Below are 25,788 nucleotides of genomic sequence, written 5' to 3'. Positions count from 1 at the left end.
GAGTCCCTCGCATTTCAATCTTCTTCTGAACCTTCCTCTGCCCCCAACCCATGCTTCAACAACATCGGCATCTGGGCAAAGGTGAAAAGGAAGGACAGCGGCATGAACAGCCAAATCTTCATTGCGAGCCAAGTGTCGAAATTGTGGTTCGCCTGATTGTAGAAATGGCGCAGCCCCTCATTCAGCACCGCGAGGAACAGGAAGAACCAACCCCAATTGCGCGACAGTTTCATCCAACCTTCGTCCGACAGGCCCGCAAAGGCGTCTTCGAGCAGGATTTTGAGCAAAGCATGGCCGCGCATCATCCCGATCAGCAACGCAAGGCCGCTGGCCAGATAGATTGCCGTTGGCTTGATCTGAACCCATGTCGCGTCATGCAGCAGGATGGTCAGCCCGCCAAAAAACACGACAAGACCAGAGGAAAGCCAAAGCATCGGCCCAATACGCCCAAGTCGCCATTTGGACACGATCAGCGCCAGAATCGTTGCCGCGATAAACACGACTGTGCTCTTGGTGATCGCCACGACATCACCGATCCCCGCATCGCCGCCCGCCGGACGCCATGCGCGATAGGCCAGGAAAAAGGCCAGCATCGGCCCGTAATCGATGACGATATTGAGCCAGCCAGATTTCTTCTTCGTCGCGCTCATGCCGCAACCCCGGCAATGACACGCGCTACCAAATCAGGATCAAACGGACGCAGGTCGTCAATCGTCTCGCCCACGCCGATCGCGTGAATGGGCAGGCCATATTGTTCAGCCGCCGCGACCAGAACGCCGCCGCGCGCCGTCCCGTCCAGCTTGGTCATCACCAGCCCTGTCACGCCGGCCACTTCGCGGAAAACCTCAATCTGGGCCAAAGCGTTCTGGCCATTGGTGGCGTCCAGCACCAGCACGACATCATGCGGCGCGGCCGGGTTCAATCGGCCCAGAACGCGCCGGATCTTGGCCAATTCGTCCATCAACTCGCGCTTGTTCTGCAAGCGCCCGGCGGTGTCCACGATCAATGCGTCCGTGCCCTTGTCGGTCGCGGCCTTGACCGCGTCAAACACCACGCTGGCCGGATCGCCGCCTTCCGGCCCCTTGATGATCGGGATGCCGATCCGGTCGGCCCAGACGCCAAGCTGGCCGATGGCCGCCGCGCGGAACGTGTCGCCCGCCGCCAGCATGACCGCATAATCCTGTTCCTGAAACAGATGGGCCAGTTTGGCGATGGTCGTGGTCTTGCCGCTGCCGTTGACGCCGATGACCAGCACGACATGCGGGCGCGGGAATGCGGTCACGTCCAAAGGCTTGGCCACAGGGCGCAGGATCGCGGCGATTTCCTCGGCCACGGCGGAACGGATGGCGGTTTCATCAACGCCATTTTCAAACCGGGTCGAGGCAAGGCGTTCGCGGATGCGCGCCGCCGCACGCGGGCCCAGGTCGGACAGGATCAGCGCGTCTTCCAGATCATCGAGCTGATCATCGGTCAGGCGCGCGGCCCCGCCCAGCAATCCGGCAAGATTACCCGTCAACCGGTCGGTCGTTTTGGCAAAACCGCCCAGCAGACGGTCAGACCAGCTATCGGCACTCATGCCAGCATTCCTTCAAGCAAACGTGTGGGTGTGATGGTGATGATGGCGCCGCGTTGGGCGCCTTTGGGCGCCGCAATGGACGCAAAATTTTCCGCATGACCGGTGCCATCGCGCTCGACCAGGATGGTCTGGGGGCGTCCGATCAGGCTTTCCTGCCATGCGCTGCGCTGGGCCGCGACGGCTTCGCGCAGAGCTGCGGCACGGGCCAACACAACCTGTCGGTCAACCTGCGGCATACGCGCAGCGGGCGTGCCAGGGCGGGGGGAATAGGGAAAGATGTGGCCGTGAACGATGGCAAGTTCGGCAATGATCGAAAGGTTGGCCTGATGGGCGGCCTCGTCCTCGGTCGGGAAGCCGGCGATGATATCGGCGCCGATGGCCATATCGGGGCGCAAGGATTTCAGGCGCGAAACCAGATCCACCGCATCGGCCCGGCTGTGGCGGCGCCGCATACGTTTCAGGATCAGATCATCGCCATGCTGCAACGAGAGGTGAAGGTGCGGCATCAGCCGTGCCTCGCCCGCCAGCAGGTCGAAGAGTTCATCGTCAATTTCCACGCCATCGACCGAAGACAGGCGAAGGCGCGAAAGCTCCGGCACATCATGCAAAATTGCCGCGACCAAAGCGCCCAGCCGCAGCCCGAAATCCTGCCCCCAACTGGTAAGATCAACTCCGGTCAGCACGACCTCGCCCACGCCGCCCGCGACATGTTCGCGAACCTCGGCCACCACATCGGCCATCAGCCGTGAACGCGAAGGGCCGCGCCCCTGCGGGATGATGCAAAAGGTGCAGGCGTGATCGCAGCCGTTCTGGACCGCGACAAAGGCCCGCGTATGCCCCACCGACCGCGCCGCCACAGGGGCCAGATCGGGCACATTCCACGCCCGCGCATCCAGCTTTTCCGCATTGGCGATCAATCCATCGACCTCGGGCATGGCGGCGATGGCCTCGCGTTCGATCTCGGCGGCGCATCCCGTGACCAACAGCCGCGCATCGGGCCGATTGCGGCGCGCACGGCGGATCGCCTGACGCGTCTGTCGCAAAGCCTCTGCCGTCACCGCGCAGGAATTGATGACCACCAGATCACCTTCCTGCGCCAGCATCGCCTGCATGCGCTCGCTCTCGGCCAGATTCATCCGGCAGCCCAAAGAGACGACCTCAACGCCAGAGGTGGCTTTCGCACTCATGCAGGGAAATCGGAAAGCTCAAAACTGCCGCGAAAGGCTTCGGTGGCCGGGCCGGTCATGATGATGCGCCCGTCGGCATTCCATTCGATGATAAGGCGACCACCGGGCAGGGTGACTTCGACGCGGCGATCCACCAATCCACGCCGCATCGCGCCAATCGCCGTCGCGCATGCGCCCGTGCCGCAGGCCAGCGTGATGCCCGACCCACGCTCCCACACGCGCAGGCGGATGGCGCTGCGCGAGGTGATCGTGGCGACATTGACGTTCACGCGCTGCGGGAACAGCGGGTCATGTTCGATGATCGGCCCAATCCGTGCCAGATCGACGGCATCGGTGTCGGGCGTGAAAAAGATCACATGCGGGTTGCCGACATTGACCGCGGTCGGGTCCTGCAAATCTTCCCAGCCCACCGGCATGGTCAGCGTGTCCATTGCAAAGCCCAGCGGAATGGCGTCCCAGTCAAAGCGGGGCACGCCCATATCGACGCTGATCCCGGCCTCTGTCGGTTCGGTGGTCAAAATGCCGCCAAGCGTTTCAATCTGCGCAGGCCGCCCATGCAGCAGGCCGACCGCGCGACTGGCATTGCCGCAGGCGCCGCTTTCGCTGCCGTCGGCATTGAAAAAGCGCATGCGGAAATCGGCCACCTGCGACCCGTCCAGCACGACCAGTTGGTCGCAACCGATCCCGGTGTGGCGATTGGCCAATGCCGCGGCCAGCGTGGTGGTGATTTCAGGCAAGGCTTCGCTGCGCCCATCAAGGACGACGAAATCATTGCCCAGCCCATGCATCTTGACAAAACCTATGCGCATGGCGCGCGCTCTATGCCTGTTGGCGGCTCAGGTCCACCCTTTTAGGCGGTGCGGCGCCACTCTTGCGGCGCTTTGGCGTCGGTTTTGGATGCTTCCTGACGGCTGCTGGCCAGAGAGAGTTCGTCGGTATTGGGCACCAGCATGTCATGCTCGGCCAGAAAGGCGCGTGTGGCCTCGGCGGGCTGGGGCTTGCCATAGAGATAGCCCTGACCCTTGAAGCTGCCCAAAGATTGCAGTTGGGCCAGCAATTCTGTTGATTCGACACCCTCGGCCGTGATGTTCAGGCCAAGGCCTTTGCCCAGCAAGGCGATGGTTTCGACAATCGTGCGGCTGTCGGGATCATCCTGCATGGCCAGAACGAAGCTGCGGTCGATCTTGATCCGGTCGAAGGGCAATTTGCGCAATTGGGCAAAGGAGGAATAGCCGGTGCCGAAGTCATCAAGGCTGATCGTGATACCCTGATTGCGCAGCGATGTGACCAGCGACTGCACCACGGCGATATTCTGATGCAGGCTGGTTTCGGTGATTTCCACCTCAAGGCGCTGGGGCGGGAATTGCGCCTCGACCAGCAGTTTGAGCAGTTTCTGGGCAAACCACGGATCGCGCAATTGCAATGGCGAAACATTGACCGACAGGGTCAGGCGCGGATCCCATTCGCGGGCATCGCGCAATGCCTGACGGATCAGCGATTCGGACAATTCGCCAATGACGCCGATTTCTTCGGCAATCGGGATGAACACATCCGGCCCGACCAATCCAAACGTCGGCGAATGCCAGCGCGCCAGCATTTCAAAGCCCAGCACTTCGCCCGAGGCCAGATCGACCTGCTTTTCATAATAGGGCACGAATTCGCCAAGCGGGATGGCGTCGCGGATCGCGATTTCCATTTCGCAACGATAACGCAACTCGGTTTCCAGCGATTCCTCAAACCAGACCGGCACCGGGCGGTCGAGTTTCTTGGCGTGGAGCAAGGCGACCTCGGCCAGATGGAGCAGGCCATTGGCGTCGATGGGGGCGTTGCCCATGCGGTTCTGGCGGTCGCCATTGGCCATGCCCACACTGGCGCTCAAGCGGTGATTTTCCAATTTGCGGTCCATGGTTGCGATCATGGCTTCGGCAATATGGGTCACGCGTTCGGGATGGCCCGCGATATAGGGGATGACGCAGGCAAATTCATCGCCGCCAAGTCGCGCCAGCAGCGCATCGGGCGGCAGCAGCGCTTCGATCCGCCGCGCGGTGTCGGCCAGCAACCGGTCGCCGCCATCGCTGCCGATCTTGTCATTGATGTGTTTGAAGTCGTGAATGTCGAGCATGACCAGCGCCGCCGTTTCACCACGTTCGCGCAACGCGGCCAGCAATTGGTCCGCACGCGGGGCAAACGAGTGGCGGTTAAGGCATCCGGTCAGGGCGTCGGTTTGTTCCATCTGACGCGCCAGATCTTCGGCATTGCGCCGCGCCACGACTTCGGCATGGACGTCTTCGTACCGGCGCCAGCCAAAGATCACGAGCGCAATGTTAAGCAACAGGGCGTTGGTCAAAAGCTGGTTGGGGCCAAGGCCGATGCCGCTGAATTTGTACCAGACCTGGGACAGTGCCTCGCCGCCGGTGGCCGCAACCATGCATGTGGCCGTCACCGCAATGGCCAAAGCCAGCAAATCACCGCGCGCGGACCGCTTTGGCTGCGCGCCTTGATCGGGATTTGGCCGGTTAATTTTGGCGCTGCCGGACATGGATATAATTGGCCCCTAAAGCACGAAATTGGATGAAACCTAGGAGAAGGTTCTAAAATTTGTGTTAAGAATTTTTAGCGGGGCGCCATCGCGTTGCATTGTGCAAATGTCGGTGCGCGCGTTGTCCATGGGGCCCAGACGTTGATGGGACGCAGGCGTCGATGGGGCACGGGCATCGCGTGCAAAGAAAAAGGCGACCCGAAGGCCGCCTTATCCTGAACCTCATAAAAGAGGTAAAATGGTCGGGGAAAGAGGATTCGAACCTCCGGCCCCTGCCTCCCGAAGACAGTGCTCTACCAGGCTGAGCTATTCCCCGACCGGAGCGGCTTTCCGAAGAGCGCCGCTGGGCAGGAGCGCGCCTATATAGGGGGGTATTCAGGTTGGCAAGCGGCAAGTGACAAGTTTTTTCAAAAAGCCCTGCATTTTTTTCAAAAACCGCAGAAATCTAGGCATTTCATAGTTTTCCACAGGCGGCAATCAGGCCGCCATGCCATAGCGCCCGCGAGAATCGGCCCCTGACTGGTCACTGGAAAAACGTCCGACGGCATGGATCAGCACATTGGTTTCCCCCGACAGCGCCTGAAGCGCGGCATTGCTTTCCTCGACCATGGCGGCGTTTTGCTGGGTGGATTGGTCAAGGATGCGGAATGTGTCGCTGACCTGTTCCAGATCTTCGGCGTTGCTCTGGGCGGCGTCGGCAATATTGCCCACGGCCTGCGCGATCTGGCTGATCTGGCCGATGATGCCTTGCAGCGCTTCGCCGGTCTGAAGCACCTGCGCCACGCCTTCGGATACCTGATGGGTGGATGTGTCGATCAATTGCTTGATGCCATTGGCTGCATCCGCGCTGCGCTGGGCAAGGGCGCGCACTTCGTTGGCCACAACGGCAAAGCCTTTGCCCGCATCGCCCGCGCGCGCGGCCTCGACGCCGGCGTTCAGGGCCAGAAGGTTGGTCTGAAACGCGATGCCGTCGATCAGCGTGATGATCTGGCGAATCTCCTGCGCTGATTTTTCGACCAGTTCCATGGTGGCCATGGCGCGGCTGACGACTTGCTGTCCGTCATTGGCGCTTTGCTGGGCCTGATCCAGCGCGGCATTGACCGAGGCGGCGCTGTGGGCAGTATCGCGGGCGGCGTCGACCAATCGGTTCATGGTTGATCCGGCCTGTTCGACGCGGGCGGCCTGTTGTTCAGTGCGGATGGCCAGATCATTGCTGGCGCTGCGGATCTCGACCGAGCCGGCCTGAATGACGTTCGACGCTTTGGTCACCTGATGCACCAGCGCGGCCAGATCGGCGACCGACCGATTGAAGTCTTCGCGCAATTCCTCGAATTGGGCCGGGAAGCGGCGGTTGAGGCGATGGGTCAGATCGCCGCGGGCCAGAGCGCGCATCGCATTGCCGATCTCATCGACCACTTCACGGCGTTCGGCCTCGACGCTTTCACGTTCGCGTTCGGCGGCCAGTGTGACGCGCTCCTTTTCCTCCTGCGCGGCTTGCTGTTCCAGCATCACCTGCGACAGTTTATGGACCAGCCCGATCAGGACGCCGGATTCCAACAGCAGGATGACGGCATGCAATATCACGCGGAACAGATCTCCCTGCGCGCCAAAGACCAGTGAGGGGGCAATATAGCTGAGCAGCAGATGGTGCAGGGCGGTCACCACCGTTGCGGCCACAATCGGGCGCCAGTCGACCAGCAACGGCAGCATCGCAATCAAGGCAAAGAACGTCATGTGCAGGTCAACCTGCCATGCGCTGCCGCTCCATTGATACAGCATGACCGCGCTGAACAGAGGCAGGGTGGCGCCAATGGCGACGCGGGCCACGGCGTCATCCTTGCCGGAAAACATCAGCATGGTGGGCACAGCAACCAGCGCCAGCGCCAGCAGCACCGGCGTAAATCCCGAACCGGCGATCAAACTGCCCGCCAGCACCAGAATGGTGACTAGCCAGCATACGCCGACCAGGGATTTCATCCCCACCTGACGCAGTTTGACGATTTCATTCATGGCTTTTCCTTAACGTATGAAGAAGTTTGGCAAACAGAGGCAGGGGCGGCAAGGATCAGAGCCCCGGCGCCCAATGCGGAAAAGGGTGTGAATTGCGGGCGGCCGATCATCAGCAGGCTGTCTTTTGCAACGCCGCGACCGATTAGAGGCATGCCCTGATGTTGAACCCAAAGTTTTGCGCGACTTGCCTGACCGGGCAGGGGCAGGATCAGCACAGCCATGCCCGCGCGTGGCCAAAGCGCGATCAGCGGCATCAACGCGAATGCCAATGCCAACTGTGCGATGGCCAGTTTTCGGTAAGGAAGACTAACGGATTTCAACGAAGGGCGACCCTGTAAGTGGGGAATATTTGCCCGTTTTACCGCGTAGACTTTGGCAATTCGCGAGGCGCCTTTCCGCAAATGCCCCTATGCGGCGCATGGCTTTTGCCGGTGGCGAAATGAAACAAGCGGCGTTAGATGGTGCCCATGCAAACCAACAGCCCCGAACGCAGCCGCCATTGGGAATGGCAATATCTCGATCTGATGCGCCAGATTTGGGAAAATGGTGACGAGCGGCGCGACCGTACCGGCATCGGTACGCGATCATTGTTCGGCGCAACGATTCGGTGTGATCTCTCGGATGGCCGTATGCCTCTGGTCACGACCAAGCGGGTGTTCTGGAAAACGGCGACTCGCGAATTCCTGTGGTTCCTGACGGGTGACACCAATATCCGTGCGCTCTGTGCGCAGGGGGTGGAGATCTGGACCGATTGGCCGCTGGCGCATTACCGCCGCGAAACGGGCGATCAGATTTCGCGCGAGGATTTTTCCGCCCGCATCGTGGCTGACGCGGAATTTGCCGCGCGCTGGGGCGACCTTGGTCCGGTGTATGGCAAGCAATGGGTCAATTGGCCGACCTATCAGCCGGTGGGCGATGGCCTGTATCGTCTGGGGCGGGGGATCAATCAGATCGCCGATCTGGTCCATGCGCTCAAAACCAATCCGGGCAGCCGCCGCCATATTGTCGAAGGCTGGAACGTGGCCGAGGTCGATGCGATGGCCTTGCCGCCCTGTCACAAGACCTATCAGTTCCATGTGGCCGACGGGCGCCTGTCGGGCATCCTTTATCAACGCAGCGCGGATCTGGCGCTGGGCGTGCCGTTCAACCTGTGGGGCGCGGCGCTCTTTACGCGTTTGTTGGCGGCGCAATGTGGGCTGGAGCCGGGCGAACTGGTGTGGATGGGGGGCGATGTGCATCTCTATCTCAACCACGGCGATCTGGTGGAGGAACAGTTGAAGCGCGCGCCTTCGGGCGATCCGCGATTGTCGATCACGCGCCAGCCCGACACGATCTTTGATTATCGAATCGAGGACTTCTCGGTTCTGGGTTACGCGCCTCAAGGCAAGCTGGGGGCACCTGTCGCCGTGTAAGGAGATGTGATGGATCAGCGAATCGATGCCTATATCGAGGCGGCCCCGGAATTTGCCCGGCCGATCCTGATCCGTCTGCGTGCCATTGTGCATGACGCCGTGCCGGGTTTGGGCGAGGCGATCAAATGGTCGATGCCCCATTTCACGCTGAATGGTAAAAATCTGGCCGGGATGGCCGCGTTCAAGGCGCATTGCGCCTTTATCATCCACGTATCGGGCCGACAGGGTGTGGAGCGCACCGACGGCATGGGCGATTATGGTAAAATCGCCTCGATGGATGACCTGCCCGACCCGGAAGCCTTACGTGAACGGCTGGCACAGGCCGCGCAGGCGCTGCTGAGCGAGCAGAAGGGGCCAAAGGTGCCCAATGCGCCCAAAGCCGAGATAGCCGTTCCTGACGACCTTTTGACGGCTTTGGATGGCAATCAGGCCGCACGGATGACGTTTGAAGGCTTTGCCCCGTCGCATCGACGCGATTATCTGGAATGGATTGTTGAGGCAAAACAGGCCGCAACCCGCACCAAACGCATAGAACAGGCCGTCGAATGGATGGCGCAGGGCAAAAAACGTCATTGGAAGTACGAAAAGTGCTGATTTAACGCGCTTTGTCTGTGGATAAATCACATTGTCATGCCGCCGAAACAGATTCGCGTTACGGAAACGGGGCCGTTCACCCGACGAAAACCCAGAAAATCCGGGGCTTCTGCAAAAGCTTGCGCAAGGCTGTTGACAGGGTGCGCCTCGTTATCTAGAGGCCGCGTCACCCAAGGGGCGCTGCCCCGAAGGAAACATCGAAGTGAGCGGGTGTAGCTCAGTTGGTTAGAGTGCCGGCCTGTCACGCCGGAGGTCGCGGGTTCGAGCCCCGTCACTCGCGCCACTTCATGGTTCCTTGCGAGGCCCAAGCATATTGCGCGGGTGTAGCTCAGTTGGTTAGAGTGCCGGCCTGTCACGCCGGAGGTCGCGGGTTCGAGCCCCGTCACTCGCGCCACCTTGGGTCCATTCTTTCGGATGGTTTCAAAAAGGCCCGGTCCCAAGTGGATCGGGCCTTTTTTGCGTCTGTCGTCGGCACGATCCGCGAATTCATGGCGTGGGGCCATCAACCCCAGCGCCCGGTCTCCATCCAGATCAGAAACCGCCGCAAGGGCAGGAGCCACACCACGCCCAGCAGGACATATATCGGCACCTGACCCAGCGCAGGCCATCCGGCCATCCACGGGGCGACGTAACGCGCCACAAGCCCGGCATAGACCATCAATCCGGCCAGCAGCAGCAGCAACCCTGCCGGAATTCGCCAAGTCGGCTCTTTGCGCATCAAATGTCTCCGTAAAGGCGGGTGGGGGTCACCACCGCGCGCAGCGGCATATCATGCGGTTCGGTGGGCAGGCTGTCCACCTTTTGACAATCCCACGCCAGACCCAGCGCCATGACATCGGGATTGGCGGCCAGCCAGCGGTCATAATGTCCGCCACCCTGGCCCAATCGCATGCCCTGCGCGGTAAAGCCGACCAAGGGGACGAAGGTGACATCGGGAAACAATTCTTCGGCGTCGGCGGCTGGCTGCAACGCGCCATAGGGGCCGGTTTCCAATCCATCATCTTCATACGGGTCGCGCCATTCCCGAAACTGCATCGACGCACCGACGGCCGCAAACCAAGGAAGGGCGATCCGCCGGCCATTTTCGGCAAACCATTTGGCATAGGCCCGCGTCGGCGCTTCACCCGAAATGGCGTGATAGAGGCCGATGGTCGTCCCTTCGCCCGCCAAAGCCGCCACTGCGCCGGGCGGGCGCATGAACAACAGCGCCGACATGGATGCAGGCAGGGCATTGACATGTTCGCGGCGCAAACGACGCAAACGGGCGCGCAGGGATTTCTTGTCGGTCAACATTTGCACTTTCGGCCTGTGCCGTCCCGATCCCCCGGCGCGGCTACCTTAAGTACAATCTGGGTGGCTGGGCCGGGGGAGCGGGACGGCACAGCAAGCCCAACGCGTAGGCGTTGGGCGTACCCAACAAAGAAAAGGGTGACGGGACCACCATGGGCCGTTGCCGGGAAATCCTCTGACGCCTCGACGTCAGGTGGGGACCATGTACCAGAGGCCAGGGCCAGTGGCAGGGACAGCCCCCTAGGATTGCTTATAGCCTCAGGGATTTTCATGCGGCTCGCACCGGGCAGTACCCGTCGATGCATAATGTAGGCGCGACCAGGTGATTTCTCAAGCCCCAAAGGGCTTATGCCAGAGTTTCGACCGAAGCAGCCAATTGTTCAAGGATTGTCGCGACTGCGCCAAGGCGCCGGGCCAGCGCAGGATCGGTATCGCAGGGCACGCCCATCTCCACCTGTTGGCGCAATTCCTGAACTTCGTCGGCCAAAAGCAGGGCGGCAAAGAGCATCGCCCGAACCTCGCTCTGATTTGACGCCTCGGGCAGGGCGGCGATCTTTTCCTCGATAATCCCACCCAACACGCGCACGTGGTCTTCCTCGCCCGGCGCACAGGCCACCGCATAGTCGCGGCCGCCGATGGTCAATTCGACTCGACTCATGATTGCGCCTTTTCTGCTCTGGCGATCAGGCCATCGAGGGTGAACAAAGCGTCGCCCACCTTTTCACGCAGGATTTCGTGCCGCACCTCAAGCTGGGCCGTCTGGTTTGCGGCCTCAAGCCGTGCCTCCTTGGCGCGCTGGGTCGCGCGGGCGATACGGTCCAACGCCGCCTCGATCCGGTCGAGGGCGCTGTCCATCGATGAGGTTTCATGTTCGCTAGTGGCCATCAATTTGCATGCGTAGCGCAATAATTTTGCCCTTGCAAAGGCAAGAAGGACCCAAATGACAACGGTTGCGGCGATTTCGATGCCATTTTGGCGTCGCGCAGAGGTTGACGCAGCCCCCACCCATCCGCAATGGAGACCGCGCGAATCGCACGCCTATGTGCCTATGCATACCTATTCGGAGCTTTCGAAAGCATCATGAGCATTACCGCCCCCCGCCTGCAAAACATGGCCAACGCCATCCGTGTGCTCTCGATGGACGCGGTTCAGGCTGCCAATTCGGGCCACCCCGGCATGCCGATGGGCATGGCCGACGTCGCCACGGTCCTGTTTTCGAAATTCCTGAAGTTTGATCCGGCCCAGCCGCGCTGGCCCGATCGTGACCGCTTCATCCTGTCGGCGGGCCACGGCTCGATGCTGATTTACAGCCTGCTGCACCTGACCGGCTATGAACGTCCGACGATGGACGACATCAAGAAGTTCCGCCAGCTTCACTCGGTCTGCGCCGGTCACCCGGAAAACACCGAATTGCCGGGTGTGGAATGTACCACTGGCCCGCTGGGTCAGGGCCTTGCCATGTCGGTGGGCTTTGCCATTGCCGAGCGTCATTTGAACGCCCAGTTTGGCGACGATCTGGTTGACCACAAGACTTTCGTGATCGCGGGCGACGGCTGCATCATGGAAGGCATCAACCATGAAGCCATCGGCCTTGCCGGTCACCTCAAGCTGGGCCGTCTGGTCGTGCTGTGGGACGACAACCGCATCACCATTGACGGCGACACCGATCTGTCGACCAGCGAAGACGTGGGCGCGCGTTATGCTGCAACTGGCTGGCACGTGGTTTCGTGCGACGGCCATGATTTCGCCGACATCGAACGTGCGATTGCCGAAGCGGTCGCCGATCCGCGTCCCTCGCTCGTTGCCTGCCGCACGATCATTGGCAAGGGCGCGCCCAACAAGCAGGGTGGTCACTCGGTCCATGGTGCGCCGCTGGGTGCCGCTGAAATCGAGGCTGCTCGCGCTGAACTGAACTGGACGCTGCCTGCGTTTGAACTGCCTGCTGACGTTCTGGCCGACTGGCGCAATGTCGGCGCTCTGGGCAAGACGGCGGCGGTGGATTGGGCCGACCGCGTGGCCAAGAGCGACAAGGGCGCCGAACTGCTGCGCCGCATGAACGGCGAACTGCCCGATCAGAGCGAGGTTCAGGCCACGTTCGACGCATGGCTGGAAAGCTGCACCAAGGTTGCGACGCGCAAGGCCAGCGAAATGGCGCTTGAAGTGCTGACCGCGCATGTGCCTGAAATGGTGGGTGGTTCGGCCGACCTTACCGGGTCGAACCTGACGGTCACCAAGTCGACCAAGCCCTTTGGTCCGCAGGACTATTCGGGCCGCTATGTCTATTACGGCATTCGCGAATTCGGCATGGCCGCGGCGATGAACGGCATGGCGCTGCATGGCGGGATCATCCCCTATGGCGGCACTTTCCTTGTGTTTTCGGATTATTGCCGCAATGCCATTCGTATGTCGGCTTTGCAGAAGGCCAAGGTGGTCTATGTGCTGACCCACGATTCGATTGGCCTTGGCGAGGACGGTCCGACCCATCAGCCGATCGAACATGTGATGTCGATGCGCATGATTCCGAATCTGGAAGTGTTCCGCCCTGCCGACGTGATTGAAACCGCCGAGGCATGGCAATTGGCGATCGCCAATGAAGGCCGCCCCAGCGTGCTGGCTCTGACCCGTCAGAACCTGCCGCAGCTTCGCAAGTCGGGTCCGAACCTGACGGCAAAGGGTGCCTATCGCCTTGTCGCGGCCGAAGCCGCGCGTAAGGTGGTGATCGTGGCGACCGGTTCGGAAGTCGAGATCGCCTTTGGCGTTCGCGCCGCGCTGGAAGCGCAAGGCGTGGGCGTCGATGTGGTTTCGATGCCCTCGATGAGCCGTTTCCTTGAACAGGATGCGGCATACAAGGCCGAAGTTCTGCCCGCCGATGTGCTGAAGGTCAGCATTGAGGCCGGTACGACCTTTGGCTGGGAACGTATTACGGGCCTTGACGGTCTGCGCTTTGGTATCGACACCTTTGGCGCATCGGCTCCGGCCCCGGCACTTTATGATTATTTCGGTCTTACGGCTGAAAAGATTGCGCCGCAAATTCTTGCGGCACTCCAGAACTAACGAGGAGGATACTCATGGCTGTGAAGGTTGCCATCAACGGTTTCGGTCGCATCGGGCGCAATGTCGCGCGCGCCATTCTGGAGCGCCCCGATTGCGGGCTCGAACTGGTTTCGATCAACGATCTGGCCGACGCCAAGGCTAATGCCCGCCTCTTCAAGCATGACAGCGTGCACGGCACTTTCTCGGGCACCGTCGAAGTGGACGGCAACGACCTGATCCTGAACGGCAAGCGCGTTCAGGTGACCGCCGAGAAGGACCCGGCCAACCTGCCGCATGCCGCCAATGGCATCGACATCGCGCTGGAATGCACCGGCTTCTTCGTCGACCGCGATTCGGCCGGCAAGCACCTGGCCGCCGGCGCCAAGCGCGTACTGATCTCGGCGCCTGCCAAGAAGGTCGACAAGACCGTCGTGTTCGGCGTGAACCACGAAACGCTGACCGCGGACGATCTGATCGTGTCGAACGCTTCGTGCACCACCAACTGCCTGGCGCCCTTTGCCAAGGTTCTGCATGAATCGATCGGTATCGAGCGTGGCCTGATGACCACGATCCACTCGTACACCAACGATCAGAAGATCCTGGACCAGATCCACAAGGATCCGCGTCGTGCCCGCGCCGCTGCTTTGAACATGATCCCGACCTCGACCGGCGCTGCCGTGGCTGTGGGCGAAGTGCTGCCCGAACTGAAGGGCAAGCTGGACGGTTCGTCGATCCGCGTGCCGACCCCGAATGTTTCGGTCGTCGACCTGACGTTCCAGCCCAAGCGCGACACGACCATCGAGGAAGTGAACGCTCTGCTCAAGGCTGCTGCCGAAGGTCCGCTCAAGGGCGTGCTGGGCTATACCGAAGAGCCGCTGGTTTCGATCGACTTCAACCACGACCCGCATTCGTCGACCATCGACGCGCTGGAAACGGCTGTCATCGACGGCAAGCTGGTGCGCGTGCTGAGCTGGTACGACAATGAATGGGGCTTCTCCAACCGTATGCTGGACACGGCAGGCGCGATGGCCAAGTTCCTCTGATGGAACACCGGGGCGGGAAGGGAAACCTTTCCGCCCTTTGTTTCTCAGCTATATGTTTACGATCGGGCGCTAGATCTGCGTCCCGAATTGGGGGTTAGTGATGGCTTTTCGCAAGCTTGACGATCTGGGTGATGTGACCGGCAAGGTCGCGCTGGTGCGTGTCGATTTCAATCTGCCGATGAAGGATGGCGCGGTGACGGAAGACACGCGCGTGCGCGCCGTGGCGCCGACCATTCTGGAATTGGCCGACAAGGGAGCCAAGGTGCTGCTGCTGGCGCATTTTGGCCGTCCCAAGGGCAACCGCGTGCCGGATCAGTCGCTCTCGCTGGTCGTGGGCGCAGTGGAAAAGGTGCTGGGCCGCGAAGTCATGTTCGTGCCCGAAGTGGCGGGCGATGTGGTCAAGCAGGCCGTGGGGATTCTGGGCGCGGGCGACATTGCCTTGCTGGAAAACACCCGTTTTTGGCCGGGCGAGGAAAAGAACGACCCCCAACTGGTCAAGGCCATGGCCGAGGTTGGCGATTTTTACGTCAATGACGCTTTCTCGGCCGCGCATCGCGCCCATGCCAGCACCGAGGGGCTGGCCCATGTCCTGCCCGCCTATGCGGGTCGTTCGATGCAGGCCGAACTCGAAGCTTTGGGCAAGGCGCTTGACGCTCCGGAAAAGCCGGTGGCCGCCGTTGTCGGCGGGGCCAAGGTGTCGAGCAAGCTTGACGTGCTCAAGCATCTGGTGACCAAGGTCGATCACCTCATCATCGGCGGCGGCATGGCCAACACGTTCCTGGCCGCGCGCGGCGTTGATGTGGGCAAGAGCCTTTGCGAACACGATCTGACCGGCACCGCCGAGGAGATCATGGAGGCCGCCGATGCTGCCGGTTGCACCGTGCATCTGCCCTATGAAGTGGTGGTGTCGAAGGAATTTGCCGCCAATCCGCCCAGCTTGCGCACCTGCAACGTGCATGAAGTGGCCGCCGACGAGATGATCCTCGACGTTGGCCCCAGCGCGGTTGAGGCGCTGGCCGATGCGCTGAAAACCTGCAAGACGCTGGTGTGGAACGGGCCGATGGGCGCGTTTGAAACCGTGCCTTTCGATGCGGCGACCGTGGCTTTGGCCCGCATTGCCGCGGCGCTGACCAAGGAAGGTTCGCTGGTTTCGGTGGCGGGCGGCGGTGATACCGTGGCCGCGCTGCATCACGCCGGGGTGGCGGGGGACTTCTCCTATATCTCCACCGCAGGCGGCGCTTTCCTTGAATGGATGGAAGGCCGCGAACTGCCGGGCGTCAAGGCGCTCGAAATCTAAACGAATTCACCCGCCCGGTTTGCAGTGCAGCGGTTGCATTGCAGCACCGGGCGGGTTATTTCCGGCCTGTCGTGCATACCTATGCAAAATTTTGCGCATAGGTATGAAAAAGAGAGGCCTTAACCAAACAGGGAAACACGCATGACCACCAAGGTTGTCCAGAAGATCCTCAGCAATTACGAATCCGACAATCCCGGCGTTAAGGCCAACCTCTATCGCATGCTCAATCAGGGCAAGCTGGGCGGCACGGGCAAGATGATCATTCTGCCGGTGGATCAGGGCTTTGAACATGGCCCGGCGCGCAGCTTTTCGGTGAACCCGGATGCCTATGATCCCCACTACCACTATCAGCTGGCCATTGACGCGGGCCTGTCGGCCTATGCCGCGCCGCTGGGCATGCTGGAGGCGGGCGCCGACAAGTTTGCCGGCCAGATCCCGACCATTCTCAAGGTCAACAGCTCGAACAGCTGGGCCACGGCGGCCAATCAGGCGCTGACCGGCAGCGTTGATGATGCGCTGCGTCTGGGCTGCTCGGCCATCGGTTTCACGATCTATCCGGGTTCGGACGATGTGTTCGAGATGATCGAAGAGATCAAGGAACTGCGCAACGAAGCCGCCAGCGTCGGCATTGCCACGGTGATCTGGTCCTATCCGCGCGGCGGCAAGCTGCCCAAGAGCGGCGAACTGGCCTTGGACGTGGGCGCTTATGCCGCGCATATCGCGGCGCTGGTTGGCGCGCATATCATCAAGGTGAAGCTGCCCAGCAACCACATTGAACAGGCCGAAGCCAAGCCTTGCTATGAGGGCACCGACTGGTCGGCGCAGTCGGACCGGGTCAAGCATGTGGTGCAGTCGTGCTTTAACGGTCGCCGCATCGTGATCTTTTCGGGCGGGGCCACCAAGGGCGCCGATGCCGTTTATCAGGACGCGCGCGACATCCGTGATGGCGGCGGCAATGGCTCGATCATCGGTCGCAACACGTTCCAGCGCCCGCGCGACGAAGCGCTCGCCATGCTGGGCAAGCTGATCAACATCTACAAGGGCAAGGAATAATCCTTAGCCCCTAGGGTGAAGCAAAAGACGCGGGGGCCGACACTGGCCTCCGCGTTTTTTATGCGGTATGGGCGCGGGCATGACTGAAGAAGCACCGACTTTCGAACACACCCGCGCGCCCACGCAGCTTTATCTGATCTCGCCTGCCGATGTGGGCGGTGATTTTCCCGAAAGGCTGGCGCGCGCGCTGGACGCCGGTTTGAAGGGGCGTCACCGGATTGCCGCTTTCCAATTCCGCGTAAAGGGTATCGACGATCATGCCGCCGCGCGTCTGGCCGCGCCGCTTCAGGCCATTTGCGCCGAGCGAGAGATTGCCTTCATCGTCAACGATTCGCTCACGCTGGCCAAGCGCCTGAATGCTGATGGCGTCCATCTGGGACAGGACGATCTGGAGCGCGAAGGCGGCGTCAAAGTGGTGCGGCAGGAATTGGGACAGGACGCGCAAATCGGCGTGACCTGCCACAACAGCCGCCATCTGGCGCTGGAGGCCGGTGAGGCGGGGGCCGATTACGTGGCCTTTGGCGCCTATTACCCCACCGCCACCAAAGAGGTTGAACATTATGCCGAACTGGACCTGCTGACCTGGTGGCAGGGCCTGTTTGAAATCCCCTGTGTGGCGATTGGCGGGATCAATGCCGAAAACGCCGCGCCTCTGGTGCGCGCGGGGGCCGATTTCCTGGCGATTTCCGGCGCTGTGTGGAACGGGGACGAGGCGGCAAATGTCAAAGCCTTGATGGATGCTATCCTGGCTGCGCAATAAAGTTGTTGATGGGCATATCGGCGCCCTCTTTCCCAAGGGGCGCCGCCGTGTCAGAACATGGGCATGACCCAATCAAATCCTGATGGCGCAAATGTGCGCGAATTGACCTTACGCGGTGTTGTTCTGGGCGCTTTGCTCACCATCGTGTTTACGGCGGCCAATGTCTATCTGGGCCTCAAGATCGGCCTGACCTTTGCCACGTCGATCCCGGCGGCGGTGATCTCGATGGCGGTGCTGCGCTATTTCAAGGGCGCCACCATTCAGGAAAACAACATCGTCCAGACCATCGCCAGCGCGGCGGGGACGCTCAGCGCGATCATCTTCGTGCTGCCGGGCCTGATCATGATCGGGTGGTGGGTGGATTTTCCCTATTGGCAATCGGTGGCGGTGATCGGTGTCGGCGGCATTCTGGGGGTGATGTATTCGGTGCCTCTGCGCCGGGCTTTGGTGACGGGCAGCGATTTGCCCTATCCCGAAGGCGTGGCGGCGGCCGAGGTGCTCAAGGTCGGCGCGGGCGTTGGCGGCGATGAGGAGAACCGCAAGGGGCTGGCCGCCATCGTGCTAGGTTCGGGCGTATCGGTGGGTTACACGCTGCTGGCCAAGATGGGCATTGTGGCCGAGGAAGCCTCGCGCGTTTTCCGTTTCGGCGCAGGTGCTTCGGGCGTTTCGACCAGTTTCAGCCTTGCCTTGATCGGCGTGGGCCATCTGGTGGGCCTGACCGTCGGCCTTGCCATGCTGATCGGTATGTTGATCAGCTGGGTCGTGCTGGTGCCGCATTATACCGCGGGCGGCGTACCGGCTGCGCATGAATTGGCCGGTTTCGTTTCGGGCGTGTTCAAGAGCAAGGTCCGCTTCATCGGCGCGGGCACAATCGGCGTGGCGGCGGTCTGGACGCTGCTGCGCGTGATTGGCCCGATTGTGAAAGGTATCACCGGCGCTCTGGCCGCACAGCGCGCGCGCAAATCCGGCGAGGGCGCGGCTCTTGCCCTGACCGAGCAGGATTTGCCGATTGGTCTGGTCGGCGCGGTAATTGCCGCTTCGATGATCCCCATCGGCCTATTGCTGGCCGGGTTTGCCGCAGGTGGGCCGATTGAGCAGCATTTCGTTCCGGTGCTGATCCTGACGGTGCTCTATGTGTTGTTGATCGGCATCGTGATTGCATCGGTGTGCGGCTATATGGCGGGTCTGATCGGTGCGTCGAACAGCCCAATTTCAGGCACGGGCATCATTTCAGCTTTGGGCATCGCCCTGATTCTGGCGGCGATCTTTGGCCGGGATATCGCGCCGGAGGCAACGCGCGCGCTGGTCGCTTTTGCCTTGTTCGTGACCGCTATCGTGTTTGGTGTGGCGACCATTTCGAACGACAATCTGCAAGACCTGAAAACCGGCGAACTGATCGGCGCGACGCCGTGGCGTCAGCAGATCGCTCTGGCTTTGGGCGTGTTGTTTGGCGCGCTGGTGATCCCGCCGGTGCTCAGCCTGCTCAACACGACCTTTGGCTTTCAGGGCGCGGCCAATGCCGGCCCCGAAGCGCTTGCCGCCCCGCAGGCGGCACTGATTTCGGCAATTGCGCAGGGCGTTCTGGGCGGGAGCCTTGACTGGAACCTGATCGGCATTGGGGCCGGGATTGGCGTGGTGGCGGTCATTATCGATGAAGTGCTGCGCGCGACCAAGAAGGGTGCCTTGCCGCCACTGGCGCTGGGCATGGGGATCTATCTGCCGATGGGTTTGACGCTCCTTATCCCGGTGGGGGCGATCATTGGCCGGTTCTATGACAATTGGGCCAAAAACAGCCGCAATGCAGAAGTGGCAGAACGGCTTGGTGTGCTGGCCGCGACGGGTCTGATTGCGGGTGAAAGCCTGTTTGGCGTGGTGTTCGCCGGGATTGCCGCGGCCCGCAACAGCCCGACCCCGCTCGAAATTATCGAGCCGGGCGAACTGGCTTTGCCGCTGGGCATGGTCCTCTTTGCTGCGGCCATTGCCTGGCTCTATCTTGGCACCAAGCGCGCAGCGGCCCATCGTACGCAATGGCCGGTGGAGGATTAAGGGCGCCGATCAATAGCGGTTGTTGGCCACGCGGCGGATACAACGCATGTCGGTTTCCTTGCCTTCGCTGGTCAGCTTGCGCAGAAAGTTGTCGCTGACCCGGCGGAATTTTTGCCCTTGCTTGGGTCCGGTGGTCATGCGGATTTCATCGCCCGTCGCCAGATAGGATCCGCGGCCCTCGCTGGTGCTGTAGATGGACCCTTGGCGGATGGTGAAATCCTCCTCGGCGCGGCGCAGTCCGGCCGAGGTGAGGGCCGTGCCGGGCATTTCGCAGGCATATTCGCCGCGACGCACGGTAAAGGCCGGACCTTCGGGACCGGCCTGTGCCGGGACAGAAAAGACCGCAATTCCGGCCAATCCCAATGCACAGCACGATTGCCATATGGTCTTGCGTCCGCTAAGGGCGCCCGACTGCGCTTTTGCGCCAAACTTATTCCTGCTCTTTTCCATCGAAGGTCAAACCCCATGAAGATCAGCGGCGTCGAAATCCGCCCCGGCAACATTCTCGAATATGAAGGCGGTATCTGGAAGGTCGCAAAGACCCAGCATACCCAGCCCGGTAAGGGCGGCGCCTTTATGCAGGTCGAAATGAAGAACCTGATCGACGGGCGCAAGACCAATGTGCGTTTCCGCAGCGCCGATACGGTGGAGAAAGTTCGTCTCGACACCAAGGATTTCCAGTTCCTGTACGCCGAAGGCGACGATCTGGTGTTCATGGATGTTGAAACCTACGATCAGATCAACCTGCCTTCCGACCTTCTGGGCGATGCTGCTGCCTTCCTTCAGGACGGTATGACGGCTGTTCTCGAAATGTATGATGAACGCCCGATCAGCGTTCAGTTGCCCGAACAGGTCGAAGCCACCATCGTCGAAGCCGATGCCGTGGTGAAGGGCCAGACCGCCTCGTCCAGCTATAAGCCCGCCGTTCTGGACAATGGCGTGCGTATTCTGGTGCCGCCCCATATCGCATCGGGCACGCGCATCGTGGTCAACGTTTACGAACGCACCTATGTGGGCAAGGCTGACTGAGTATGGCAATTTCCGGCCTGATCCGCGTGATGGAGCGCGCCGCCCGTAAAGCCGGGCAGCGCCTGCGTCGCGACTTTGGTGAAGTGGAGCACCTTCAGGTGAGCCGCAAGGGCACGGCTGATTTTGTCAGCCGCGCCGACCAGCAGAGCGAACGCACCATCTATGACGAGCTGCGCGCGGCCCGTCCCGACTGGGGCTTTGTGATGGAAGAGGGCGGTGTGATCGAAGGCGATCCCACCCGTCCGCGTTGGATCATCGACCCGCTCGATGGTACTTCGAACTTTCTGCACGGCATTCCGCATTTCGCCATTTCCATCGCCGCGCAGGAACCCGCGCTGGATGGCAAGGGTCCGGCGGGTGACGGTTGGGGCGATGTCATTGCGGGCATCATCTATCAGCCGATTACGGATGAAAGCTTCTGGGCGGAAAAGACGCGCGGGGCATGGCTGCATGATCGCCGTCTGCGCGTGTCGGGCCGTCGCCATCTGGACGAAAGCCTGATTTCGACCGGCATCCCCTTTGCGGGCCATGGCGATCCGCTGGAATGGACCAGAATTTACGCCGCTCTGGCGCCGCAGGTTGCGGGCATCCGTCGCTTTGGCGCGGCTTCGCTCGATCTGGCCTGGGTGGCGGCCGGTCGTTACGAAGGTTTCTGGGAATCGAACCTGAAGCCTTGGGATACGGCTGCCGGTTGCCTTCTGGTGCGTGAAGCCGGCGGCTTTGTTTCGAACTATCGCGGCCAGTCGCTGCCGGTTTGTGACAAGGAAGTTTTGGCCGGGAATGACGCTCTTCACTCGCGTCTCCACAAAATCCTTGTGGGTGCATTGAAGGAAGGGTGAAAAACCCATTGATCTGATGCGAAAGGATCGCTAGGCGGGCTCCACAAGGACGCGCAAGCGATCCTTTCCAGATTGGATCTGGAACGCCCCTGTGGTGGAATTGGTAGACGCGTCCGACTCAAAATCGGATATCGAGAGATGTGCCCGTTCGAGTCGGGCCAGGGGCACCATTTCCAAAGATCGAAAAAAAAGGGCCGGCGGTTTCGCAGGCCCTTTTTCGTTTTGCGCGATTCGGGTTGGTTACAACACTTTGCCCATGCGCAGCAAAGGCACCTGAACCCCGTCGATGGGCGCGGACAGGACTTCCTCGATCGGGCTATAGCCGACCGAGCGATAGAGCGGCACGCCCGCCATCGTCGCCATCATTTCGGTACGCGCAAAGCCTGCGGCGCGGGCGGCCTCTTCACAAACCTGCATCACGCGGCGGCCAATGCCGCGCCGGGCAAAGCCGGGGTGGGTGTACATGGCGCGAATGCGGGCGGCATCCTTGGCCGGGTCCAGCACTTCGGGTTCGCGGGCCACAACGCTGGCATCGCCGCCATAAAGCGTGGCGCGATAGGACCAACCGCCGCAACCGGCCAGTTCGCCATCCGATTCGACAAGGTAATACGTCCCGTCCTTGATGAGCTGGGTATCCAGCCCCATCACATGGCGGCTCGCCTGAATTTGGGCGGGGCTGAGAAAGCCTTCCTGAAGATTGTCGATGGCCAGAGCCATCAACGCGCGCAGATTTTCCAGATCGTCCATCGTGGCGATTCGGTGAGTCAGCATGATCAATGTGTTTCCGTATAAAGAGCGCCGCGTGCGGCAAATTGCTGGGCCACATCCTTGGCGCCCGATGCCAGCAGGGTGGCGAGCAGGATGCGCGCCTGAGTCGCACCCAATCCGCCTGCAAAGATCGCCCCCGCATCGGCCAGACGCTGACCGCTGGCATAATCGGCGGCGGTGGAGCCGGTGGGACAGCGTGATGCAACCACGACCGGAATGCCCGCCGCGACGGCCTGCTCGACGGCCTTTGCCGCGCCGACCGACCCATTGCCGCGGCCCAGCGCCATCAGCACGATGCCTTTGACGCCAGAGGCGATGGCGGCGCGAATCATCGCGCCATCGTCACCGCCCGACAGAGCAATGATCGGACAGGCCGATTCGGGCACAACCGCCGCCAATGGTTCGTGGCGCGGCAAGGGGGCGGGGGCCGTGATCGCATCGCCACTGGCCATGCCCGCCATGCCGCCCCGCCAGCCAAAGCCATCGAGTGCGGAAGTCGCAAATTTATAGACCAGCGCGGCCGGGATCAGATGCCGGGCAAAGGCGACCAAAGCACCATGCTGCGCCAATTCCGGCGTTGCGGCTGCGCGCAGCGCTGCGGCCAGATTGCCGGGGCCATCGCTGTCGGGATCGGTCATCGGCAACATGGCGCCGGTGACGATGACGGGCTTTAAAACCCTGGGCAGGGAAAGGTCGATAAGGAAGGCGGTTTCCTCCATCGCGTCGGTGCCATGGGCGACGATGATGCCGGTGACATCCGCTTCATCCAGAGCCGCCAGCACTGCGTCACGCACCCGCGCCATATCGGCCAATGTCATGTCCTCGGACAGCCCGGCATAGATCTGGCGAACCTGTGGTCCCGCCAATGTGCCCCCAAGGCCGGATGCGCCCCCGGCCAGCTTTCCGCCCGCATCGGGCAAGGAAGAAATCGTTCCCCCGGCGTCGATCAGAATGATGCTCATAGGCAAAAGCCTATGGCCGCGCCGCGCCGGGGGAACAAGGGGGCAAACTGCGAAGGCGTTACAGCCGCCAGTTCACGCCCGCCGAAAAGCTGCGTTGGGGAAAGGGGTGGAAAAGGAAGTATTTGTCATTGTTAAGATTATCAACGCCAAGGCTGGCCTCGAAATGATCGTTGACGTGGAACAGGGCGCGGATATCGACGACGAAATATTTATCGAAACCCTGATAGGTGTTGCCGATGATGTCGCTGTTATCCAGTGTCCCGTAATTGCGGCTTGAATAACGCGCCGCTGTGGTCAGGCTGAAACGGGGGCTGGGATGCCATGTCAGCACCGCGCTGGCCTTCCACCGGGGAACAGAAGGCAGCAATTTGCCCGTCGCCGAGGGCAGGATCGAGTTCTTGCTGGTGATGGCGGCGGCGTGGGTCATGTTGGCCTGTACATCGAAATGGCCGGGCAGGTCGCGGCGCTCAAACGCGATTTCCACGCCGCGTGCGCGCGTGCGGTCGACGTTTTGAACATAGGTCGTGTTGGTCGCCGCGTTCAATTGTGAAATCAGCGCATTATCGACCACTTCGTTGAACAGGGCGATCCGCATGGATCCGCGCGCGGCCCTGTGTTCCAGCGCCAGTTCGAGGCTGCGCGCCCGTTCCGGCAACAGGCCGGGGTTGGGATTGGCCAGCAAGGTTCCCGTGGTGACGGTTTGATAGAGTTCGCCAACGGTGGGCATGCGAAACGCCTGTCCCGCCGAAATGCGCGCCGTCCATCGCGGGGCCAGCGCATATTCCAGCGCGGCCTTGGGGCTGAACCCGGAAAAGCTGCGTTCGGGTTGAGCCAAATTGGCGTTGATGGTGGCAGTCAGACTTGTGTTGGCCCCGCCATAGGCGCGCCACCATTCCTGCCGCCCGCCAAGGGTCAATTTCACGCCCTTGGCAAGGCGAACTTCATCCTGCGCCCACAGGGCGAATGTCCGCGTGTTCCCCTTGCTGGCCGACCGTAATTGGCCAAGGGGTGAAGATGTATCGAGCCAATTGGCAATCGTATAGGTTTGGCTGTTCAACGTGGTGCGGTCAAAATGGCCTCCCATGCTGATGCGCTGGGCCGTGCCCATGTCGAATGCGCCCTTTGCGTCCAGCGTCGCCCATCCGGTGCCCTTTTGTCGTGCAATTGTACCCACTCCGCCAGCGTAAGCGTTGGGCAAATCATTGCGCGTCGAAACAAAGCCTGTGGCGGCCGATGTGCCGGTGGCGGTGTCGGGCGAAGGGTTGGTCTGATTATCACTTTCATAGCGATAGAGCGTGCCGATCACCCCCCAATCCCGCCCCGTCAGGCTGAGCGCGTGGCTGAGATGCAGCGCGTCGCGGGAATAGACCGCCGAGTTGAAACCGGTGGTCGCCCCGCTGGTCGCGGTGGCATAGGATGACGTATAGGATTGCACGCGCCCTTGCGTATCATCGCGCCAGATGCCCAGCACATAGCGGGCCTGAACATGTGGCGTCAGGTCTAAGGCGAATTTGGCCTTATAGGTGTCCTGAATATGATGCTCGATCCCGCCCGCGCCCAGAACGCGAATGGGCGCCCCGGTGCGATTGACGTCGGCGTAACCCGCCGTTCCGTTGGTGGTGGTCGCAAAGCTCACAGGCTGGCTGTTGGCGGTGGTGCGGGTGGCGCTGATCAGCAGGCTGAAGGCGCCGAAACGATTGCCCAGTGATCCGGAAAACTGGGTCGTGGGCAATGTGCTGTTGGTGCCGTAATAGGAATAGGTCTGGAGATTGGTTTGGGCCGAAAGCCGTGCCTCCAAACCTTTGGGCATGCGTGTGGTGATATTGACCACGGTGCCGATCGAATTGCCCGCATAGGCGGCGGAAAACGGGCCGTAGATCACGTCCACCCGTTCAATTTCCGAAGGCGTGACCAAAGTCCAGCGCGGCGACCCATTGCCATTGTTATTGGCGATCAGCGCCGATAGCAGCGCGCCATCGGCATAAATCAGGCTGCGCGCCGAAGAGCCTAACCCGCTGGTCCGGGTGGCGATGGGTGCGTAATTGTCGCCGATATGGCGTTTGCGGATAATCAGGCTGGGCAGGTATTTGAGCGTGTCCTCGACGCTGACGGCATTGATTTTCGTGGCGATGGTTGATGCATCGACGATGGCCGATGACGCCGCCGCACGGGCGATGTCATCGGGCTTTTCGCCTTTGACGATGATGGTGCGACTTTCATCCTTGTCCCCGGCATGGGCGGGCGTGGCAAGGATGGCGGAAAGCACGGCCAGAGATGTGGCCGCGCAGAAAGCATAAGACATGAAAACCCCCGAAACAGGCAGGCGCAAAGCGGCGCAGCCCAAGGCCGC

25 protein-coding genes and 4 tRNA genes are annotated in these 25,788 nt (G+C 61.4%); 13 read left to right on the top strand and 16 right to left on the bottom strand.

The window, feature by feature from the left end; genetic code table 11:
* Window positions 1-14 precede the first annotated feature (14 nt).
* The 8 genes from ACZ9HU_RS07745 to ACZ9HU_RS07710 form a co-directional block, all read right to left on the bottom strand.
* On the bottom strand, window positions 15-650 hold the full coding sequence (locus ACZ9HU_RS07745) for an inner membrane-spanning protein YciB (RefSeq protein WP_476104102.1): 636 nt from the start codon (window positions 648-650) through the stop codon (window positions 15-17).
* Window positions 647-1,576, bottom strand: coding sequence for a signal recognition particle-docking protein FtsY (ftsY, locus tag ACZ9HU_RS07740; protein ID WP_476104101.1), 930 nt, complete (start codon window positions 1,574-1,576; stop codon window positions 647-649). Before ftsY ends, ACZ9HU_RS07745 begins: the two co-directional genes overlap by 4 nt.
* The gene (mtaB, locus tag ACZ9HU_RS07735) at window positions 1,573-2,763 is read right to left on the bottom strand and encodes a tRNA (N(6)-L-threonylcarbamoyladenosine(37)-C(2))-methylthiotransferase MtaB (RefSeq protein ID WP_476104099.1); all 1,191 of its coding nucleotides are present in this window, start codon (window positions 2,761-2,763) and stop codon (window positions 1,573-1,575) included. The genes ftsY and mtaB overlap by 4 nt, the downstream gene beginning before the upstream one ends.
* Window positions 2,760-3,572, bottom strand: coding sequence for a diaminopimelate epimerase (gene dapF, locus ACZ9HU_RS07730; RefSeq protein WP_476104094.1), 813 nt, complete (start codon window positions 3,570-3,572; stop codon window positions 2,760-2,762). The genes mtaB and dapF overlap by 4 nt, the downstream gene beginning before the upstream one ends.
* A gap of 41 nt (window positions 3,573-3,613) precedes the next feature.
* Window positions 3,614-5,191, bottom strand: a complete 1,578-nt coding sequence (locus ACZ9HU_RS07725) for a putative bifunctional diguanylate cyclase/phosphodiesterase (protein WP_476104092.1) — start codon at window positions 5,189-5,191, stop codon at window positions 3,614-3,616.
* Window positions 5,192-5,541: 350 nt separating this feature from the next.
* A tRNA-Pro gene (locus ACZ9HU_RS07720) sits at window positions 5,542-5,618 on the bottom strand.
* 161 nt (window positions 5,619-5,779) lie between these two features.
* Window positions 5,780-7,312 (bottom strand): methyl-accepting chemotaxis protein, encoded by a 1,533-nt coding sequence (locus tag ACZ9HU_RS07715; protein ID WP_476104090.1) that lies wholly within the window; start codon window positions 7,310-7,312, stop codon window positions 5,780-5,782.
* Entirely contained in the window at window positions 7,309-7,566 is a 258-nt protein-coding gene (locus ACZ9HU_RS07710) for a hypothetical protein (RefSeq protein ID WP_476104088.1), read from the bottom strand. The genes ACZ9HU_RS07715 and ACZ9HU_RS07710 overlap by 4 nt, the downstream gene beginning before the upstream one ends.
* Window positions 7,567-7,779: 213 nt before the next feature.
* Between ACZ9HU_RS07710 and thyA the strand changes: the two genes are divergently transcribed.
* From thyA to ACZ9HU_RS07690, 4 genes are all read left to right on the top strand, one after another.
* Window positions 7,780-8,724: a thymidylate synthase gene (thyA, locus tag ACZ9HU_RS07705; protein ID WP_476104086.1), complete on the top strand. Its 945-nt coding sequence runs from the start codon at window positions 7,780-7,782 to the stop codon at window positions 8,722-8,724.
* A gap of 9 nt (window positions 8,725-8,733) precedes the next feature.
* On the top strand, window positions 8,734-9,318 hold the full coding sequence (locus ACZ9HU_RS07700; protein ID WP_476104083.1) for a YdeI/OmpD-associated family protein: 585 nt from the start codon (window positions 8,734-8,736) through the stop codon (window positions 9,316-9,318).
* A 206-nt stretch (window positions 9,319-9,524) separates the two neighbouring features.
* A tRNA-Asp gene (locus tag ACZ9HU_RS07695) sits at window positions 9,525-9,601 on the top strand.
* A gap of 34 nt (window positions 9,602-9,635) precedes the next feature.
* Window positions 9,636-9,712 (top strand) — tRNA-Asp (locus tag ACZ9HU_RS07690).
* A 108-nt stretch (window positions 9,713-9,820) separates the two neighbouring features.
* On the opposite strand, the gene ACZ9HU_RS07685 is transcribed toward ACZ9HU_RS07690, so the two are convergent.
* The 4 genes from ACZ9HU_RS07685 to ACZ9HU_RS07670 form a co-directional block, all read right to left on the bottom strand.
* Window positions 9,821-10,036, bottom strand: coding sequence for a DUF2842 domain-containing protein (locus tag ACZ9HU_RS07685; RefSeq protein WP_476104081.1), 216 nt, complete (start codon window positions 10,034-10,036; stop codon window positions 9,821-9,823).
* Window positions 10,036-10,611 carry a 5-formyltetrahydrofolate cyclo-ligase gene (locus tag ACZ9HU_RS07680; protein WP_476104079.1) on the bottom strand — a complete coding sequence of 192 codons (576 nt, stop codon included), beginning with the start codon at window positions 10,609-10,611 and terminating at the stop codon, window positions 10,036-10,038. The genes ACZ9HU_RS07685 and ACZ9HU_RS07680 overlap by 1 nt, the downstream gene beginning before the upstream one ends.
* A gap of 343 nt (window positions 10,612-10,954) precedes the next feature.
* Entirely contained in the window at window positions 10,955-11,266 is a 312-nt protein-coding gene (locus ACZ9HU_RS07675; RefSeq protein ID WP_476104076.1) for a cell division protein ZapA, read from the bottom strand.
* Window positions 11,263-11,493 carry a hypothetical protein gene (locus tag ACZ9HU_RS07670; protein ID WP_476104074.1) on the bottom strand — a complete coding sequence of 77 codons (231 nt, stop codon included), beginning with the start codon at window positions 11,491-11,493 and terminating at the stop codon, window positions 11,263-11,265. The genes ACZ9HU_RS07675 and ACZ9HU_RS07670 overlap by 4 nt, the downstream gene beginning before the upstream one ends.
* Before the next feature lie 195 nt (window positions 11,494-11,688).
* Here ACZ9HU_RS07670 and tkt point away from each other — a divergent pair, with 195 nt between their 5' ends.
* The 6 genes from tkt to ACZ9HU_RS07640 all read left to right on the top strand — a co-directional run bounded on the left by tkt (window position 11,689) and on the right by ACZ9HU_RS07640 (window position 19,840).
* Window positions 11,689-13,662, top strand: a complete 1,974-nt coding sequence (gene tkt / locus ACZ9HU_RS07665; protein WP_476104071.1) for a transketolase — start codon at window positions 11,689-11,691, stop codon at window positions 13,660-13,662.
* Between the two features lie 14 nt (window positions 13,663-13,676).
* On the top strand, window positions 13,677-14,684 hold the full coding sequence (gap, locus tag ACZ9HU_RS07660) for a type I glyceraldehyde-3-phosphate dehydrogenase (RefSeq protein WP_476104069.1): 1,008 nt from the start codon (window positions 13,677-13,679) through the stop codon (window positions 14,682-14,684).
* 100 nt (window positions 14,685-14,784) lie between these two features.
* Complete coding sequence (locus tag ACZ9HU_RS07655) at window positions 14,785-15,981, top strand: phosphoglycerate kinase (protein WP_476104068.1); 1,197 nt, start codon at window positions 14,785-14,787, stop codon at window positions 15,979-15,981.
* Window positions 15,982-16,122: 141 nt separating this feature from the next.
* Window positions 16,123-17,034 (top strand): class I fructose-bisphosphate aldolase, encoded by a 912-nt coding sequence (locus tag ACZ9HU_RS07650; RefSeq protein WP_476104066.1) that lies wholly within the window; start codon window positions 16,123-16,125, stop codon window positions 17,032-17,034.
* Window positions 17,035-17,113: 79 nt separating this feature from the next.
* Window positions 17,114-17,794: a thiamine phosphate synthase gene (thiE, locus tag ACZ9HU_RS07645; protein WP_476104062.1), complete on the top strand. Its 681-nt coding sequence runs from the start codon at window positions 17,114-17,116 to the stop codon at window positions 17,792-17,794.
* A gap of 63 nt (window positions 17,795-17,857) precedes the next feature.
* Window positions 17,858-19,840, top strand: a complete 1,983-nt coding sequence (locus ACZ9HU_RS07640) for an OPT family oligopeptide transporter (RefSeq protein ID WP_476104060.1) — start codon at window positions 17,858-17,860, stop codon at window positions 19,838-19,840.
* Between the two features lie 9 nt (window positions 19,841-19,849).
* On the opposite strand, the gene ACZ9HU_RS07635 is transcribed toward ACZ9HU_RS07640, so the two are convergent.
* Complete coding sequence (locus ACZ9HU_RS07635) at window positions 19,850-20,197, bottom strand: hypothetical protein (RefSeq protein ID WP_476104058.1); 348 nt, start codon at window positions 20,195-20,197, stop codon at window positions 19,850-19,852.
* 108 nt (window positions 20,198-20,305) lie between these two features.
* On the opposite strand from ACZ9HU_RS07635, the gene efp reads away from it, so the two are divergent.
* From efp to ACZ9HU_RS07620, 3 genes are all read left to right on the top strand, one after another.
* Window positions 20,306-20,869 carry an elongation factor P gene (efp, locus tag ACZ9HU_RS07630; protein ID WP_168602661.1) on the top strand — a complete coding sequence of 188 codons (564 nt, stop codon included), beginning with the start codon at window positions 20,306-20,308 and terminating at the stop codon, window positions 20,867-20,869.
* A gap of 2 nt (window positions 20,870-20,871) precedes the next feature.
* Complete coding sequence (locus ACZ9HU_RS07625; protein WP_476104056.1) at window positions 20,872-21,708, top strand: inositol monophosphatase family protein; 837 nt, start codon at window positions 20,872-20,874, stop codon at window positions 21,706-21,708.
* An 85-nt stretch (window positions 21,709-21,793) separates the two neighbouring features.
* Window positions 21,794-21,878, top strand: a tRNA-Leu gene (locus ACZ9HU_RS07620).
* A gap of 70 nt (window positions 21,879-21,948) precedes the next feature.
* Here ACZ9HU_RS07620 and ACZ9HU_RS07615 read toward each other — a convergent pair.
* Genes ACZ9HU_RS07615 through ACZ9HU_RS07605 form a run of 3 tightly spaced genes read right to left on the bottom strand, consistent with a single transcriptional unit; the run spans window position 21,949 to window position 25,740 of the window.
* Window positions 21,949-22,479: a GNAT family N-acetyltransferase gene (locus ACZ9HU_RS07615; protein ID WP_476104054.1), complete on the bottom strand. Its 531-nt coding sequence runs from the start codon at window positions 22,477-22,479 to the stop codon at window positions 21,949-21,951.
* Between the two features lie 2 nt (window positions 22,480-22,481).
* Window positions 22,482-23,438 carry an asparaginase gene (locus ACZ9HU_RS07610; RefSeq protein WP_476104051.1) on the bottom strand — a complete coding sequence of 319 codons (957 nt, stop codon included), beginning with the start codon at window positions 23,436-23,438 and terminating at the stop codon, window positions 22,482-22,484.
* Window positions 23,439-23,496: 58 nt separating this feature from the next.
* Window positions 23,497-25,740: a TonB-dependent receptor gene (locus tag ACZ9HU_RS07605; protein ID WP_476104049.1), complete on the bottom strand. Its 2,244-nt coding sequence runs from the start codon at window positions 25,738-25,740 to the stop codon at window positions 23,497-23,499.
* Window positions 25,741-25,788: the final 48 nt, after the last annotated feature.

Source organism: Novosphingobium sp. Sphag1I, assembly GCF_056279125.1.
This window is presented reverse-complemented; position numbering and strand designations above follow the sequence as displayed.

Bases quoted from the DNA above. Each gene is read 5' to 3' on its own strand.
- ACZ9HU_RS07745 (WP_476104102.1), bottom strand. From the start codon at position 650: ATGAGCGCGACGAAGAAGAAATCTGGCTGGCTCAATATCGTCATCGAT.
- ftsY (WP_476104101.1), bottom strand. From the start codon at position 1,576: ATGAGTGCCGATAGCTGGTCTGACCGTCTGCTGGGCGGTTTTGCCAAA.
- mtaB (WP_476104099.1), bottom strand. From the start codon at position 2,763: ATGAGTGCGAAAGCCACCTCTGGCGTTGAGGTCGTCTCTTTGGGCTGC.
- dapF (WP_476104094.1), bottom strand. From the start codon at position 3,572: ATGCGCATAGGTTTTGTCAAGATGCATGGGCTGGGCAATGATTTCGTC.
- ACZ9HU_RS07725 (WP_476104092.1), bottom strand. From the start codon at position 5,191: ATGGTTGCGGCCACCGGCGGCGAGGCACTGTCCCAGGTCTGGTACAAA.
- ACZ9HU_RS07715 (WP_476104090.1), bottom strand. From the start codon at position 7,312: ATGAATGAAATCGTCAAACTGCGTCAGGTGGGGATGAAATCCCTGGTC.
- ACZ9HU_RS07710 (WP_476104088.1), bottom strand. From the start codon at position 7,566: ATGCCGCTGATCGCGCTTTGGCCACGCGCGGGCATGGCTGTGCTGATC.
- thyA (WP_476104086.1), top strand. From the start codon at position 7,780: ATGCAAACCAACAGCCCCGAACGCAGCCGCCATTGGGAATGGCAATAT.
- ACZ9HU_RS07700 (WP_476104083.1), top strand. From the start codon at position 8,734: ATGGATCAGCGAATCGATGCCTATATCGAGGCGGCCCCGGAATTTGCC.
- ACZ9HU_RS07685 (WP_476104081.1), bottom strand. From the start codon at position 10,036: ATGCGCAAAGAGCCGACTTGGCGAATTCCGGCAGGGTTGCTGCTGCTG.
- ACZ9HU_RS07680 (WP_476104079.1), bottom strand. From the start codon at position 10,611: ATGTTGACCGACAAGAAATCCCTGCGCGCCCGTTTGCGTCGTTTGCGC.
- ACZ9HU_RS07675 (WP_476104076.1), bottom strand. From the start codon at position 11,266: ATGAGTCGAGTCGAATTGACCATCGGCGGCCGCGACTATGCGGTGGCC.
- ACZ9HU_RS07670 (WP_476104074.1), bottom strand. From the start codon at position 11,493: ATGGCCACTAGCGAACATGAAACCTCATCGATGGACAGCGCCCTCGAC.
- tkt (WP_476104071.1), top strand. From the start codon at position 11,689: ATGAGCATTACCGCCCCCCGCCTGCAAAACATGGCCAACGCCATCCGT.
- gap (WP_476104069.1), top strand. From the start codon at position 13,677: ATGGCTGTGAAGGTTGCCATCAACGGTTTCGGTCGCATCGGGCGCAAT.
- ACZ9HU_RS07655 (WP_476104068.1), top strand. From the start codon at position 14,785: ATGGCTTTTCGCAAGCTTGACGATCTGGGTGATGTGACCGGCAAGGTC.
- ACZ9HU_RS07650 (WP_476104066.1), top strand. From the start codon at position 16,123: ATGACCACCAAGGTTGTCCAGAAGATCCTCAGCAATTACGAATCCGAC.
- thiE (WP_476104062.1), top strand. From the start codon at position 17,114: ATGACTGAAGAAGCACCGACTTTCGAACACACCCGCGCGCCCACGCAG.
- ACZ9HU_RS07640 (WP_476104060.1), top strand. From the start codon at position 17,858: ATGACCCAATCAAATCCTGATGGCGCAAATGTGCGCGAATTGACCTTA.
- efp (WP_168602661.1), top strand. From the start codon at position 20,306: ATGAAGATCAGCGGCGTCGAAATCCGCCCCGGCAACATTCTCGAATAT.
- ACZ9HU_RS07625 (WP_476104056.1), top strand. From the start codon at position 20,872: ATGGCAATTTCCGGCCTGATCCGCGTGATGGAGCGCGCCGCCCGTAAA.
- ACZ9HU_RS07615 (WP_476104054.1), bottom strand. From the start codon at position 22,479: ATGCTGACTCACCGAATCGCCACGATGGACGATCTGGAAAATCTGCGC.
- ACZ9HU_RS07610 (WP_476104051.1), bottom strand. From the start codon at position 23,438: ATGAGCATCATTCTGATCGACGCCGGGGGAACGATTTCTTCCTTGCCC.
- ACZ9HU_RS07605 (WP_476104049.1), bottom strand. From the start codon at position 25,740: ATGTCTTATGCTTTCTGCGCGGCCACATCTCTGGCCGTGCTTTCCGCC.